The sequence below is a fragment of the Variovorax paradoxus genome (assembly GCF_024734665.1).
Taxonomy (GTDB): domain Bacteria; phylum Pseudomonadota; class Gammaproteobacteria; order Burkholderiales; family Burkholderiaceae_C; genus Variovorax.
Genome location: NZ_CP102931.1, coordinates 4913291 through 4928341, shown reverse-complemented (window position 1 = coordinate 4928341; position 15051 = coordinate 4913291). Strand labels below are relative to the sequence as shown.

General features: G+C 66.8%; 12 protein-coding genes. All 12 read left to right on the top strand.

Annotation, left to right across the window (positions count from 1 at the left end):
- Nucleotides 1-131: 131 nt before the first annotated feature.
- Nucleotides 132-2324, top strand: a complete 2193-nt coding sequence (locus tag NWF24_RS23325; protein ID WP_258350618.1) for an indolepyruvate ferredoxin oxidoreductase subunit alpha — start codon at nt 132-134, stop codon at nt 2322-2324.
- Nucleotides 2325-2328: 4 nt separating this feature from the next.
- Nucleotides 2329-3837 (top strand): indolepyruvate oxidoreductase subunit beta family protein, encoded by a 1509-nt coding sequence (locus tag NWF24_RS23320; RefSeq protein ID WP_258350617.1) that lies wholly within the window; start codon nt 2329-2331, stop codon nt 3835-3837.
- Between the two features lie 15 nt (nt 3838-3852).
- Nucleotides 3853-4845, top strand: coding sequence for a PDR/VanB family oxidoreductase (locus NWF24_RS23315; RefSeq protein WP_258350616.1), 993 nt, complete (start codon nt 3853-3855; stop codon nt 4843-4845).
- Between the two features lie 20 nt (nt 4846-4865).
- Entirely contained in the window at nt 4866-6179 is a 1314-nt protein-coding gene (locus NWF24_RS23310; protein ID WP_093049735.1) for an aromatic ring-hydroxylating dioxygenase subunit alpha, read from the top strand.
- Nucleotides 6179-6667, top strand: a complete 489-nt coding sequence (locus NWF24_RS23305) for an aromatic-ring-hydroxylating dioxygenase subunit beta (RefSeq protein WP_258350615.1) — start codon at nt 6179-6181, stop codon at nt 6665-6667. Before NWF24_RS23310 ends, NWF24_RS23305 begins: the two co-directional genes overlap by 1 nt.
- 10 nt (nt 6668-6677) lie before the next feature.
- The gene (locus NWF24_RS23300; protein ID WP_258350614.1) at nt 6678-8303 is read left to right on the top strand and encodes an AMP-binding protein; all 1626 of its coding nucleotides are present in this window, start codon (nt 6678-6680) and stop codon (nt 8301-8303) included.
- Entirely contained in the window at nt 8300-9475 is a 1176-nt protein-coding gene (locus tag NWF24_RS23295; RefSeq protein WP_258350613.1) for a thiolase family protein, read from the top strand. The genes NWF24_RS23300 and NWF24_RS23295 overlap by 4 nt, the downstream gene beginning before the upstream one ends.
- Nucleotides 9476-9560: 85 nt before the next feature.
- Nucleotides 9561-10814 carry an SDR family NAD(P)-dependent oxidoreductase gene (locus tag NWF24_RS23290; RefSeq protein WP_093049747.1) on the top strand — a complete coding sequence of 418 codons (1254 nt, stop codon included), beginning with the start codon at nt 9561-9563 and terminating at the stop codon, nt 10812-10814.
- A 16-nt stretch (nt 10815-10830) separates the two neighbouring features.
- A complete protein-coding gene (locus tag NWF24_RS23285; protein WP_093049750.1) occupies nt 10831-11643 on the top strand; it encodes a cyclase family protein in 813 nt (270 codons plus the stop codon).
- The gene (locus tag NWF24_RS23280) at nt 11640-12371 is read left to right on the top strand and encodes an SDR family oxidoreductase (RefSeq protein ID WP_258350612.1); all 732 of its coding nucleotides are present in this window, start codon (nt 11640-11642) and stop codon (nt 12369-12371) included. The genes NWF24_RS23285 and NWF24_RS23280 overlap by 4 nt, the downstream gene beginning before the upstream one ends.
- A 49-nt stretch (nt 12372-12420) precedes the next feature.
- Nucleotides 12421-13587: an ABC transporter substrate-binding protein gene (locus NWF24_RS23275; RefSeq protein WP_093172045.1), complete on the top strand. Its 1167-nt coding sequence runs from the start codon at nt 12421-12423 to the stop codon at nt 13585-13587.
- Between the two features lie 294 nt (nt 13588-13881).
- Nucleotides 13882-15027: an ABC transporter substrate-binding protein gene (locus tag NWF24_RS23270; RefSeq protein ID WP_258350611.1), complete on the top strand. Its 1146-nt coding sequence runs from the start codon at nt 13882-13884 to the stop codon at nt 15025-15027.
- Nucleotides 15028-15051 lie beyond the last annotated feature (24 nt).

The window sequence follows — 15051 nt, the reverse complement described above, 5'->3', positions numbered from 1 at the left end:
CAGTCGCCGTGGGCACGCTGTTTGCATGTCTAGGGTAATTCATGATTGTGGATACATTCATTTGTCAACATTATATGAACCGCGATGTGCCGCTGAAGCGCATCGTCCCACGATAGACAACAAGGACCCAGATGGCCGAGCGTTCATTCGTTGAAGAAGTCAAGAAGCTGCGGCTTTCTGGTGGGGAAGTCTTCCGTGGGGAGGGCATTCTGGCGGTTACCAAGGCCTTGCTCGAATCGGGAGTTTCCTATGTGGCGGGCTACCAGGGCGCACCCATCTCGCACCTGATGGACGTGCTGGCCGACGCACAAGACATCCTTGCCGAGCAGGGCATCCGCTTCGAGAACAGCGCGAGCGAGGCCACTGCCGCCGCCACGCTGGCCGCTTCCGTCAACTACCCGCTGCGCGGCGCCGTCACCTTCAAGGCGACCGTGGGCACCAACGTCGCGTCCGACGCGCTGGCCAACCTGGCATCCGGCGGCGTCACCGGCGGCGCGCTCATCATCGTGGGCGAAGACTACGGCGAAGGCTCGTCGATCATGCAGGAGCGAAGCCATGCCTTCGCCATGAAGTCGCAGATCTGGCTGCTCGACCCGCGCCCCAACCTGCCGAGCATCGTCGATGCGGTGAAGCAGGGCTTCGATCTCTCCGAGGCCAGCAACACACCGGTGATGCTGCAGCTGCGCATCCGCGCCTGCCACGTGCACGGCCACTTCATTGCCGGCGACAACCGCCGCCCGAAGTTCACGCTGAAAGACGCGCTCGAGAACCCGCAGCGCGACGTCAGCCGCATCGTGTTGCCGCCCGCGAGCTTTGTGCATGAACAAGAGAAGGTGAAAGACCGCTGGCCTGCTGCCGTGCGCTTCATCGAAGAGCGCAAGCTCAACGAGTTCTTCTCCGAAGGCGCCGACGACATCGGCATCATCGTGCAGGGTGGCAGCTACAACACGCTGCTGCGCGCCCTCGAGCGCCTGGGCCTGGCTGATGTCTACGGCAACACACAGGTGCCGCTCTATGTGATGAACGTGGCCTACCCCGTCATCGAGAGCGAAGTGATCCGCTTCTGCGAAGGCAAGCGAGCGGTGATGGTCGTGGAAGAGGGGCAGCCCAACTTCGTCGAGCAGAACCTCGCAACGATCCTGCGCCAGGCCGGCTCGACCACCGCGCTGCACGGCAAGGACATGCTGCCGGTGGCCGGCGAGTACACCGCCTCCGAATTGCTCAAGGGCGCGCGCAGCTTCTGCGAGCGCTACGAACGCCTGGCACCGCTGCCGGTGCCAGCGCCGGTGCGCAAGGTGATTCCGTTGAAGGAAGTGGCTGCCATCGGTGTCGATGCCGCGCCCGAACTCGCGCAGCCGTCGACAGCATTGGGCGAGGTGGTCCACGCCCGTCCCCCGGGCTTCTGCACCGGCTGCCCCGAGCGCCCCATCTTCAGCGCGATGAAACTGGTCGAGCGCGAACTCGGAGCGCACCACGTGAGCGCCGACATCGGCTGCCACCTGTTCTCCATCCTGCCGCCCTTCAACATCGGCAACACCACCATGGGCTATGGCCTGGGCGGCGCCGGTGCCGCTGCGCTCAATGCACCGGCAGGCAAGCGCGCGATCTCGATGATGGGCGACGGCGGCTTCTGGCACAACGGCCTCACCAGCGGTGTCGCGAACGCGGTCTTCAACAAGAGCGACAACCTCACCATCGTCGTCGACAACAACTACACCTCGGCCACGGGCGGGCAGGACATCCTGTCGTCGCACGCCGTCAACAAGACGCGCAGCACCGGTCACGAGATCGAGCGCGCCGTGCGCGGCGTGGGCGTCGAGTGGGTCAAGACGCTGCGTCGCACCTACGACGTGGCAGGCATGCGCGATGCGCTGAAAGACGCGCTCACCACGACGAAGAAGGGCCCGAAGGTCCTGATCGCGCAGTCGGAGTGCATGCTCAACAAGCAGCGCCGCGAGAAGCCGCTGGTGCGCAAGGCCATTGCCGACGGCAAGCGCATGGTGCGCGAGAAGTTCGGCGTCGATTCCGACACCTGCACTGGCGACCACTCCTGCATTCGCCTGTCGGGCTGCCCGTCGCTATCGATCAAGCCCAACCCCGATCCGCTGCGCACCGACCCCGTCGCAACCGTGCTCGACAGCTGCGTGGGCTGCGGCGTGTGCGGCGAGGTCTCGCACGCCGCCGTGCTGTGCCCGTCGTTCTACAAGGCCCAGATCGTGAGCAACCCCAGCCGCTGGGACGTGCTGCGCGAACGTGTGCGTGCTGCCGTCATCGGCTGGCTGCAACGCGGCGAGGCGCGCCGCCGTGAAGCCTATGCCTTCTGAAGCAATGACGAGAAACGCACAACCCATCAAGATCGCGATCCTGGCCATGGGCGGGGAGGGCGGCGGCGTGCTGGCCGACTGGATCGTCGACATGGGCGAGGCCAACGGCTACGTTGCCCAGACCACCTCGGTGCCGGGCGTGGCTCAGCGCACCGGCGCGACCATCTACTACGTCGAGCTGTATCCCACGGCGCAGGCCGAGGCCGATGGCGGTCTGCCGGTGCTCGCGTTGATGCCGCTGCCGGGCGACGTCGACGTGGTGCTGGCGTCGGAGCTCATGGAGGCGGGGCGCGCCGTGCAGCGCGGCCTCGTCACGCGCGACCGCACCACGCTGATCGCTTCGACGCACCGCGTGTTCTCCATCGCGGAGAAAAGCGCCTTGGGCGACGGACGCGTCGACAGCGACCAGCTCCTCGCACACACCGCCAAGGCCGCCAAGCGCTTCATCCGCTTCGACATGGCGCAGGCAGCTGAAGCCTCGGGCAGCGTGATCAGCGCCGTGCTGTTCGGCACGCTGGCGGGCTCGGGCGTGCTGCCCTTCAGCCGAGCGCAGTTCGAGGCGACCATCGAGCGCGGCGGCGTGGGCGTGAAGCCCAGCCTCAAGGCCTTTGGCGCAGCGTTTGCTCGCGCACAGGGCGGTGACGACGGTGAGCCTGCGAAAGAAGTGCCTATCGCCGCGCCAGCACCGCAACCGCGCCACCCGGCCGTGCGCGCATTGGTCGAGCGGGTGCAACACGACTTCCCGGCGCAAGCGCAAGACTTCCTGCTCGAAGGCGTACGCCGCCTCATCGACTACCAGGACCTGGCCTACGCCAGCCTGTACCTGGGCCGCATGGCCGCCATCGCCGCGCTGCCAGGCAACGACGACCATCGCCTGCTGCGCGAAACCGCGCGCCACCTCGCGCTCTGGATGTCCTACGAAGACACTGCCCGCGTCGCGGCCCTGAAGACCCGCGCCACCCGCTTCGAGCGCGTGCGCGGCGAGGCCCGCGTACAGCCGGGCCAGGTGCTCGCCATCAACGAGTACATGCACCCGCGCCTGCAGGAAATCTGCGAGACGCTGCCCGGCGGCATCGGCCGCTGGCTCATGAACTCGACCATGCCCAAGAAGCTCGTCGAGCGCTTCACGCAGCACGGCCGCGTGATCCAGACCAGCTCGCTGCGCGGCTACCTCATGCTGCGCATCGTGGCCGCCTGCAAGCGCTGGCGCCTGTCCACGATGCGCTATGCCGAAGAAAACCGCCGTATCGAAGAGTGGCTGCAGCGCATCGCCACCACCGCGCAGCGCAACCCCGAGCTCGCCGTCGAACTGGCCCAGTGCCAACGCCTCGTCAAGGGCTACAGCGACACGCACGAGCGGGGCATCCGCAACTACGACACCGTGATGCGCGCTGTCGAGCGCGCAGGCGCCGCGCTGGCACCGGCCACGCTGCGCGAGCTGCGCGACGCGGCCCTGGCCGACGAACACGGCCACAAGCTGCAGGCTGCACTGGCGCAGCACGCACTGGCCTGAAGAGACAAGACGAAGATGACCGCACCCTCAGCCACCCTCTCACTGCGCGTCGTCGAGGCGCGGGCGTTGAATCCGCTGATCCGCATGCTGCGCCTGCGCGCCGAAGATGGCCGCGCGCTGCCCGGCTTCGCGGCCGGCGCCCACATCCGCGTGCAGGTGTCACTGCCCGACGGCAAGACCGACTGGCGCCACTACTCGCTCATCAACTTCGACACCGCGCGCAACGCCACCAACGCGCCGGCGGAATACGTGATCGCCGTGCGCAAGGAGGCCGAAGGCCGGGGCGGCTCGCGCTTCATGCACGAGCAGCTGAAAGAGGGCGACACCCTCGCCATCGAGGCGCCCAAGAACGACTTTCCGCTGCACGCCGGCCCCGGCGGCACCGTGCTGGTGGCCGGTGGCATCGGCGTGACGCCGCTCGCTACCATGGCCGCCCGCCGCCGCGCCGAAGGTGCAGCCGTGCGCATGCACTACGCCGGCCGCAGCCGCGATCTGATGGCCTTCCTGCCCGAGCTGCAGGCGCTGCTCGGCGACGACCTGCGCGTACATGCCGACGCCGAGGCCGGCACACCGCTCGACATCGACGCGCTGCTCGACAGCGTTCCCACCGGAAACCGCCTCTACGTCTGCGGCCCCAAGGTCATGCTCGACGCCGTGCTCGAGCGCACCCAGGCGCGCGGCTGGGAACACGACCGCGTGCACTTCGAGCTTTTCACCGAGCCGGTCGCGGAAGAAGGCGACCAGCCTTTCGAGGTGGAGCTCGCCCAGTCGGGCCAGCGCTTCACCGTGCCGGCCGACCAGAGCATCCTCGACTGCCTGATCGAGAACGGCTGCGACCCGATGTTCGACTGCAAGCGCGGCGAATGCGGCGTATGCGCCGTGCCGGTGCTCGAAGGCGAGATCGACCACCGCGACTACGTGCTCACCGCCCGCGAGAAGGCGGAAGGCAACGTCATGCAGATCTGCATCTCGCGCGCCAAGGGTGCGCGGCTGGTGCTGGACATCTGAAGCCAGGAGCCACAAGAACCATGACCTCGTACCGAGACAACCCCGATGCCATTCGCGCGCTGGTGCAGCATGATCGCGTGCACCGCGACCTGTACACCAGCCAGGAGCTGTTCGAGCTGGAGCAGGAGCACTTCTTCGCCAACACCTGGAACTACGTCGGCCATGAAAGCCAACTGCCCAAGCCCGGCGACTGGATCAGCAACGAGATCGCGGGCCGCCCGCTGATCATCGTGCGCCACTCCGACGGCAGCGTGCGCGCGATGATGAACCGCTGCGCCCACAAGGGCTCGCGGCTCGTGAACGGGCCCTGCGGCAACACCGGCAAGTTCTTCCGCTGCCCGTACCACGCCTGGACCTTCAAGACCGACGGCGCACCGCTCGCGATTCCGCTGAAGACGGGCTACGAGCACACGCAGCTGCACGAATGCGAATCGGGCAAGGGCCTCACCACCGTGAAGCACGTGCGCAGCCACCGCGGCTTCATTTTCGTGAAGATCAACGACGCGGGGCCCGACTTCGACGAATACTTCGGCGACTCGCTGAGCTCCATCGACAACATGGCCGACCGCTCGCCCGAAGGCGAACTCGAAATCGCGGGTGGCTGCCTGCGCTTCATGCACCAGTGCAACTGGAAGATGTTCGTCGAGAACCTCAACGACACCATGCACCCCATGGTGGCGCACGAGTCTTCTGCCGGCACCGCCAAGCGCATGTGGGCCGACAAGCCCGAGGACGAGCCCAAGCCCATGGCGGTAGAGCAGTTCGCGCCCTTCATGTCCGACTACAAGTTCTTCGAGGACATGGGCATCCGCACCTACGACAACGGCCACAGCTTCACGGGCGTGCACTTCAGCATCCACAGCAAGTACAAGGCGATCCCCGCGTACGACGACGCCATGAAGGCGCGCTATGGCGAGGAGAAGACGGCGCAGATCCTGGGCATGGCACGGCACAACACCGTGTACTACCCGAACCTCACGATCAAGGGCGCGATCCAGGCGATTCGCGTGGTGAAGCCGATCTCTGCCGACAAGACGCTGATCGAGAGCTGGACCTTCCGCCTCAAGGGCGCGCCGCCCGAGCTGCTGCAGCGCACCACCATGTACAACAGGCTCATCAACTCGCCGTTCTCGGTGGTCGGGCATGACGACCTGCAGGCCTACCGTGGCATGCAGGCCGGATTGCACGCGAGCGGCAACGAGTGGGTGAGCCTGCACCGCGACTACGACCCTTCGGAGCTGAAGGGTGGCGAGATCACCACGGGCGGCACCAACGAGTTGCCCATGCGCAACCAGTACCGCAGCTGGGTGCAACGCATGACGGAGACCATGTAATGGCCGGCACCGAAGTCACTCGCCAGGACCTGATCGACTTCGTCGTGAACGAAGCGCACTTGCTCGACACGCGCCACTACGAAGAATGGAACGCGCTCTTCACCGACGATGCGTTCTACTGGGTGCCGCTCGTGCCCGACCAGGAAGACGGCCTCAACCACACTTCGCACCTGTACGAAGACAAGCTGCTGCGCGACCTGCGCATCGAGCGCCTCAAGAGTCCGCGTGCCTTCTCTCAGCAACCGCCGAGCCGCTGCCACCACCTGCTGCAAGTGCCGGTGGTCGAGCAGTTCGATGCCGAGGCCAATCGCTATGTGGTGCGCACCGGGTTCCACTACACCGAATCGCAGGGCGATGAACTGCAGTTCTATGTCGGCACCTTCTTCCACCACCTAACGGTGCAGGACGGCGCGCTGCGCATGACGCTCAAGCGCGTCAACCTGCTCAACTGCGACGCGGCCCTGCCGGCCGTGCAGCTCTTCATCTGACAGAGACGAGATGCCACACGCCACCGTCCATCAAGTCTTTGCGGCCACCGCTGCGCGCACGCCGCAAGCCGAATTCCTGTTCACCGAATCGGTGACTGCGGCCGCCTATGGCATCGAAGCGGGCGCCATCCGCTGGGGCGATGCTGCCGCACAGATCGAACGCCTGCGCGCAGCCTACGCGCAAGCCGGCTACGGCCACGGCCATCGCGTCGGCCTGCTGCTGGAGAACCGGCCCGCCTTCATCTTCCACTGGCTCGCGCTGAACGCACTGGGCGTGAGCGTGGTGCCGATCAATGCGGAGATGCGCTCGGCCGAGCTGGTCTACCTGATCGGCCACAGCGAGATCGGCCTGGCCGTGACGCTGCCGGCGCGCGCGGCCGACCTGCGTGCCGCGGCAGCGCAGGCGGGCGTGGCTTTCGAGACGATGGGACCTGATGACGCAGTGCCGCCAGCGAAGACCGCCGCGCCGCGCGCCCATGAGGCAGTCGGTACCGACACCGAATGCGGCCTGCTCTACACCTCGGGCACCACGGGTCGCCCCAAGGGCTGCATCCTGAGCAACGCCTACTTCCTGCGCGCGGGGGAGTGGTATGCGTCGCTCGATGGCGTCTGCAGCATCCGGCCCGATGCCGAGCGCGTCATCACGCCACTGCCGCTGAACCACATGAACGCGATGGCCTTCTCCACCATGGTGGTGCTGGTTGCGGGCGGTTGCCTGGTGCAGCTTGATCGCTTCCATCCGAAGACCTGGCTGGCGAGCGCGAAGGAGAGCGGCGCGACCATCGTGCATTACCTGGGCGTGATGCCGGCCATGCTGCTGTCCGCGCCCGCATCGGCGGCCGACCGCGACCACGCCATCCGCTGGGGCTTCGGCGCCGGCGTTGACCGCAAGAACCATGCGCCTTTCGAAGAGCGCTTCGGCTTCCCGCTGGTCGAGGCCTGGGCCATGACAGAGACCGGCGCGGCCGCCTGCATCATGGCCAACCGCGAGCCGCGTCTCGTGGGCACCAGCTGCTTCGGACGGCAGGAAGACTTCGTAGAGATTCGCCTCATGGGTGAGGATGGCAGCGACGTCGGCGTCGATGCACCGGGCGAGTTGCTGGTGCGTTCGGCCGGCAACGACCCGAAGCGCTATTTCTTCTCCGGCTACCTGAAGGACGAGGAAGCCACGCGCGAAGCCTGGGCCGACGGCTGGTTCCACACCGGCGACCTGGTGCGCCGCGACGCCGAGGGCAACTTCTTCTTCGTCGACCGCAAGAAGAACGTGATCCGCCGCAGCGGCGAGAACATCTCCGCCGTCGAGGTCGAGAGCGTGCTCAATCAGCACCCGGCAGTGAAGACCTCAGCCGTGGCAGCCACGCCCGACGCGGTGCGCGGCGACGAAGTGTTGGCCTGCATCGTGATGCGCGAAGGCGTCGATGCCTCGCAGCGCTCGCAGATCGCCGCCAGCATCGTCGAACACGCACTGGCCCAGCTGGCGTACTACAAGGCGCCTGGCTACGTGGCCTTCGTCGATGCGCTGCCACTCACGCCTTCGCAGAAGATCCAGCGCGGGCAACTCCGCGAGATGGCGCAGTCGCTGCCGGGCCAGGGCCACTGCGTCGACACACGCGCCATGAAGAAGAGGCAGGCATGACGACGAAACGACGGCTCTCCTACGAAGGCGTCGCGGTCGCGGTGCCCGTGACCGTGCCCTACGTGCGCTATTCCACGCGCACCGCGCACTGGTTCATCGGCCAGGCCATCGAGGCGCTGGTCGATGCCAGCGGCGTGGCCAAGGAGCAGATCGACGGCCTGTGCCTCAGCAGCTTCTCGCTCGCGCCCGACACGGCCGTGGGCGTCACGCAGCACCTGGGTCTGTCGCCGCGCTGGCTCGACCATGTGCCCACTGGCGGTGCATCGGGCGTGATGTGCCTGCGCCGCGCAGCGCGAGCGGTGCAGGCGGGCGATGCCGACATCGTGGCCTGCGTGGGCGCCGACACCAACCACGTCGACTCCTTCCGCCAGACGCTGGGCAGCTTCAGCAACTTCGCGCGCGACGCAAGCTACCCCTACGGCTCGGGCGGCCCGAACTCGATCTTCGCGTTCATCACCGCCAACTACATGCGCACCTACGGCGCGAAGCGCGAAGACTTCGGCCGCATCTGCGTGGACCAACGCACCAACGCGCTGGGCAACCCGAACGCGATGTTCAAGAAGGGCCTGACCCTCGACGAGTACATGGCCGCGCGGCCCATCTCCGACCCCATCCACCTGTTCGACTGCGTGATGCCCTGCGCGGGCGCCGATGCCTTCCTGGTGATGAGCGAGGAGCGCGCACGCGACCTGGGCCTGGCGCACGTGGTGATCCGCGGCGCCATCGAACGCCACAACGCCTACGCCGAAGACCCGGTGATGGTGCAGGGCGGATGGCGCAAGGACCGCGACGACCTGTATGCGCAAGCCGGCATCCAGCCCGCCGAGCTCGACTTCGTGCAGACCTACGACGACTACCCCGTCATCGTGATGATGCAGTTCGAAGACCTGGGCTTCTGCGAGAAGGGCGAGGGCGCGGCCTTCGTGCAGGCCAACACCATGACCTTCGACGGCAGCTTTCCGAACAACACCAGCGGCGGGCAGCTCTCGGCGGGGCAGGCCGGTGCGGCGGGTGGCTTCCTCGGCATGGTCGAGGCGATCCGCCAACTGACCGATCAGGCGGGCCCACGCACCGTGCCCGACGCTCAACTGGGCCTCGTCGCCGGCTTCGGCATGGTGACCTACGACCGCTGCCTGTGCACAGGCGCGGTCATCCTGGGGAGACCGGAATGATGTACCCCCACGTTTGCCGCTTCGCGGCTGCGCTGCCCCCCGAGGGGGCCGCGCGCCTGCCTTGGGGCGGCCCGGCGGAGGCGCTATGACCATGCCGATGATGCGCCCCCCGCGCAAGAACCCTGTACTGCGCACCCGGCAGATGAACCTGCCGCCCGGCGCGCGCGGCCGCGTGGCGCTCGGCCTCACGGCTGCTGCCGCCGAAGGCCGCTTCGAGCTGCAGACCTGCGAAGACTGCGGCACGGTGCAGTACCCGCCGCGCGAGGTTTGCCACAAATGCCTCTCGGCTGCGCTGCGCTGGCGCCAGCAGAGCGGCGAGGGCGAACTGCTCGGCAGCACCACGCTGCACCACAGCAACGACCTGTTCTTCCGCGAGCGGCTGCCCTGGCGGCTGGGCCTGGTGCATCTCGATGCCGGCCCGACGCTCATGGTCCACCTGCATGGCGAAGTCGGCGATGCGCCGCAACGCGTGCGTGTCGGCGCCCGGCTCGACCGCGCGGGGCAGGCCGTTCTCATTGGTTTTCCGAATGAAGGGAGTGCCCATATGGCCGACGACAAGATGCTTCGCGAAATGACCAGCGACCCGAAGTTCCGCAAGGCACTGGTGACCGACGGCAAGACCGAGACCGGCCAGGCCATCGTGCGCGCGCTGGTGAAGGCTGGCGCAGACATCGTCTGGGTCGGCCATGCCGAGCCGTGGAAGAAGATGGGCGACGGGCTCGACGACATCTCGGCGCTGCCGCAGGTCACGCTCGTGCCGCTGGACCTGACCAACGGACGCCAGGTGACCGAGCTTGCGGGCTCCATCGGCGGCAAGGTCGATATCGTGATCAACAACGCCGAGGTGCATCGCACCTTCGGCATCGGCGCGCGGCGCGGCACCGACGTGGCCAAGGCCGAGATGGACATCAACTACTTCGGCCTGCTTCGTCTGGCGCAGGAGTTCGGCCCTGCGCTGAAGGGCCGCTCGGCCGACGGCGCAACCGGCGCGACAGCATGGGTCAACCTGCTGTCGATCTACGCGCTCAGCAACTTCCCGCCGCACGGCACCTTCAGCGCGTCGAAGGCCGCTGCGCATTCGCTCGCGCAGTGCCTGCGTGCCGAGATGCGGCCGGCCGGCATCCGCGTGATCAACGTGTTCCCGGGGCCCATCGACGACGAATGGAACCAGCACACGCCACCACCCAAGCTCGCACCCACTGCGCTGGCCAATGCCATCGTGAAGGCGTTGCGCGACGGTGTGGAAGACGTCTACCCCGGTGATGTGGCGCAGGAGTGGTTGGAGCGCTGGCGCGACAACCCCAAGGTGCTCGAGCGCGAGCTCGCGGCCGGCGGCTGAGACAGGAGCCATACGAATGACCACGACAACCGAATTGATGTCCGCCGCCGAAATTCTCGGCGGCCTCGTGACCGCGATGGCCAGTGGCCGCATCCGCGTGATCGACCTCACGCAGACGCTCACGCCCGAGTTCCCGCAGATCGCGCTGCCGCCCGAGATGGGCCAATGCTGGCCCTTCCGCATCGAGGAAGTGTCGAAGTACGACGAGCGCGGCCCGGGCTGGTACTGGAACAACTTTTCCTGCGGCGAGCATACCGGCACGCACTTCGACGCACCGATCCACTGGATCTCGGGCCGCGACCTGCCGAACAACTCGGTCGACACCATTCCCGTGCAGCACTTCGTGGCACCGGCCTGCGTGATCGATTGCTCGGCCGATGTGCAGTCGAACGACGACTACTTGCTGAGCGTGGCCGACATCGAGCGCTACGAGGCGGCGCATGGCCGCATCCCGAAGGGCGCGTGGGTGCTGATGCGCACCGACTGGTCCAAGCGCAGCGACCCTGAGGCGTACCAGAACTTCGACGAAACGGGCCAGCACACGCCGGGCCCGAGCACAGAGGCCGTGCGCTTCCTGGTCGAGCAGCGCGACGTGCTGGGCTTCGGCTCCGAAGCCATCGGCACCGACGCTGGGCAGGGTTATCACCTGCGGCCACCGTACCCGTGCCACTACTACATGCACGGCGCGGGCCGCTACGGGCTGCAGTGCCTGAGCAATCTCGACCTGCTGCCACCGGCCGGTGCGGTGCTGATCTGCCCGCCGCTGAAGATCGAGAAGGGCAGCGGAAGCCCGCTGCGCGTGCTGGCACTGGTGGGGGCCTCGGCATGAGCGCGGCGCCCAAGGTCGTGGCCGTCACCGGCGGCAGCGCCGGCATCGGCAAGGCGATCTGCGAAGACCTACTCGCGCAGGGCTACGAGGTGGTGTCGCTCGCGCGCCGCAAGGCCGAAATCGACCATCCGAAGCTGCACAGCATCGAGGTCGACCTGAGCGACCGCGCCGCCACGGGCGAGGCGGTGCGCGAACTGGTCGAACGCTTCGCGCCGACCACCATCGTCCACAACGCAGGCGTCATCCGCGCCGCGCTGTTGCCCGAAGTGAAGCTCGACGACCTGGACGCACTGGTCGACCTGCACCTGGGCTGTGCGATACAGCTCGTGCAAGGTGCGCTACCCGCGATGCGTGCGCAGCGCTTCGGCCGCGTGGTGCTGCTGTCGTCACGCGCCGCGCTGGGGCTGGCCACGCGCACCAGCTACTCGGCCACCAAGGCCGGCATGCTGGGCATGGCGCGCACCTGGGCGCTGGAGCTTGCCGCTGACGGCATCACGGTGAACGTGGTGGCGCCGGGGCCGATCCGTACCGACATGTTCTACGACGTGGTCGAGGCCGGCAGCGAGAAGGAACGAGCGCTTGCAGCCTCGGTGCCGGTCAAGCGCCTCGGCGAATCGGCCGATGTGGCACGCGCCGTGCGTTTCTTCGCCGATGCCGAGAACAGCTTCGTCACGGGACAGGTGCTGTATGTGTGCGGCGGCACCAGCGTCGGAAGTCTCGCCCTCTGAGTTTTTTGCTTTCCTCACGTTCATCCAAAACCACCTCTGGAGCCTCGCCATGAAAGTCCTGAACCGAATTCGCACACTCGCGGCCATTGCCGCGGGCCTTGGCGCGCTGAGCGCCGCGGGCGCGTGGGCCGCCGATCTCAAGGTCGGCTTCATCACTTCGATGTCGGGGCCGGTGTCGTCGCTTGGCATTCCGTACGACAAGGGCATGAAGGCGGCAGTCGCCTACAAGTCGGAGGTGGGCGGCCGCAAGGTCCAGGTGATCCAGCTCGACGATGCGTCCGACCCGTCCACGGCGGCGCGCAATGCGCGCAAGCTGATCGAGGAGGACAAGGTCGACGTCATCATCGGCACGGCCGGAGCACCAGGCTCGCTGGCCATTGCCGGTGTGGCGCGTGAAACCAAGACCCCGCTGATCTCCATCGCCAATGCCGACCTGGCAGGCGAAGAAGGCGCATGGATGGTGACGCTGCCGCAGCCCGCGCCACTGATGATGGGCGCAATGGTCGAGAAGATGAAGCAGGCCGGCGTGAAGACGGTTGCCTACATCGGCTACTCCGACGCCTGGGGCGACCTGGTGTATGACGCGCTCATGAAGTCGGCGCCAACGGCAGGCATCAAGGTGGTGTCGAACGAGCGTTATGCGCGCAGCGATTCGTCGGTGGCCGGCCAGGTGCTGAAGATCGTGGCGCTGCGGCCCGACGCGGTGATCACCGGTGCCTCGGGCACGCCAGGTGCGTTGCCGTACCTCGCGCTGACCGAGCGCGGCTACAAGGGAAAGATCTACGGCATGCATTCGCTGATCAACCCCGACTTCATTCGCGTTGGTGGTCCGTCGGTCGAAGGCCTGCTGGCGCCCACGGGCCCGGTGGTGGTGGCCGAACAGCTGCCCGACAACAACCCGATGAAGAAGATCGCGATGGACTTCCGCGCTGCCTACCAGAAGGCCAACGGCGCGGCGCCCACGGACACCTTCTCTGCCTACAGCTTCGATGCGTGGCTGATTTACCTCGACGCTGCGCAGCGCGCGCTGGCCAGCAAGGCCGAGCCCGGCACGCCGCAATTCCGGCTGGCGCTGCGCGATGCCATCGTCAGCACCAAGGAGTTGGTGGGTACGCATTCGGTCTACAACTTCAAGCCCACTGATCGCTATGGCTCGGACGACCGCTCGCGCGTCGTCGTGAAGCTCGAAAAGGGTCAATGGAAGCTGGTGCCCTGAGATGACACCCGGCTCTTCAGGGTGCGCTCACGCCGACGGGGTACCTTGCTCCGCGAATGTCCCCCGGCCTGCGGCCTCCTCCTTTATTTCGCTGCGCAAGGCACCCCATCGGCGTGATCGTTCAGCGCAGCGGTTGATCGGCCCGCATAAGCGCTGCGTCCATGTGCGAATGGCACCGGGTACTCCCCGCAGCGAAATAAAGGAGGAGCCGAAGGCGGGGGACATTCGCGGAGGGGAGTACCCGGTGTCATTCGCACGCACCCCGAACGCCAAGTCCCAGTTTTGGAAACCGAAATGAAGAAAAAATACACCCACATTCTTAGCGCCACGGTGCTTGCCCTGGCGGCCTCACAGACCCTGGCGGCCGACCTGAAGATCGGCTTCATCAGTTCGCTGTCGGGCCCGGTGGCCGCACTTGGCATTCCATACGAGAAGGGCATCCGCGCCGCGATTGCCGAACATCCCGAGATCGCTGGTCGCAAGGTCCAGCTGATCGTGCTCGACGACGCCTCGGACCCCACCACCGCCGGCCGCAACGCACGCAAGCTGGTGACAGAAGACAAGGTCGACGTGCTCATCGGAACCTCCGGTGTGCCAGGCGCCATGGCCATCGCCGCGGTGGCCAAGGAACTGAATACGCCGCTGATCTCGCCTACGCCGGTCACCATCGCCGGCCCCGAGGGCGCGTGGACGGTGACGGTGTCGCAGCCGTTCCCGCTCATGGTCGCTGGCGTGGTCGAGCGTATGAAGAAATCGGGCGTGAAGACGGTGGCCTTCATCGGCTTCTCGGATGCGCTGGGTGACCTGGCCTACGACTCACTCGTGAAGAGCGCCGACGCCGCTGGCATCACGGTGGTGGCGAACGAGCGCTATGCGCGCAGCGATTCGTCCGTGGCCGGGCAGGTGCTGAAGATCGTCGCGTCGCGGCCTGATGCTGTGTTCGCGGGCAACTCGGGCACGCCCGGCGCGCTGCCCTACATCGCGCTGGCCGAGCGTGGCTACAAGGGCAAGATCTACGGCACGCACGGCCTCATCAACGCCGACTTCGTGCGCGTGGGCGGCGCTTCCATCGAAGGCCTGCAGGTGCCCAGCGGCCCGGTGCTGGTGGCCGACCAACTGCCCGACAGCAACCCGATCAAGAAGGTGTCGATGGGCTTTCGCAACGCCTACCAGAAGGTCAACGGTGCGGTGCCGACGGATGCTTTCTCGTCTTACACCTACGACGCCTACCTGCTGCTGGCCGATGCGGCATCGCGCGCCAAGGGCGAGCCGGGCACGCCGCAGTACCGCACGGCGCTGCGCGATGCCATCGTGAGCACGAAGGAGCTGGTGGGCACGCATGGCATTTACACCTTCAAGCCCGACGATCGCTATGGCTCCGACCAGCGCGGCGTTGTCATCGTGCAGATGACAAAGGGCCAGTGGAAGCTGGTTCCGTAGTTTTCGCCGAACCACCGAGCACAT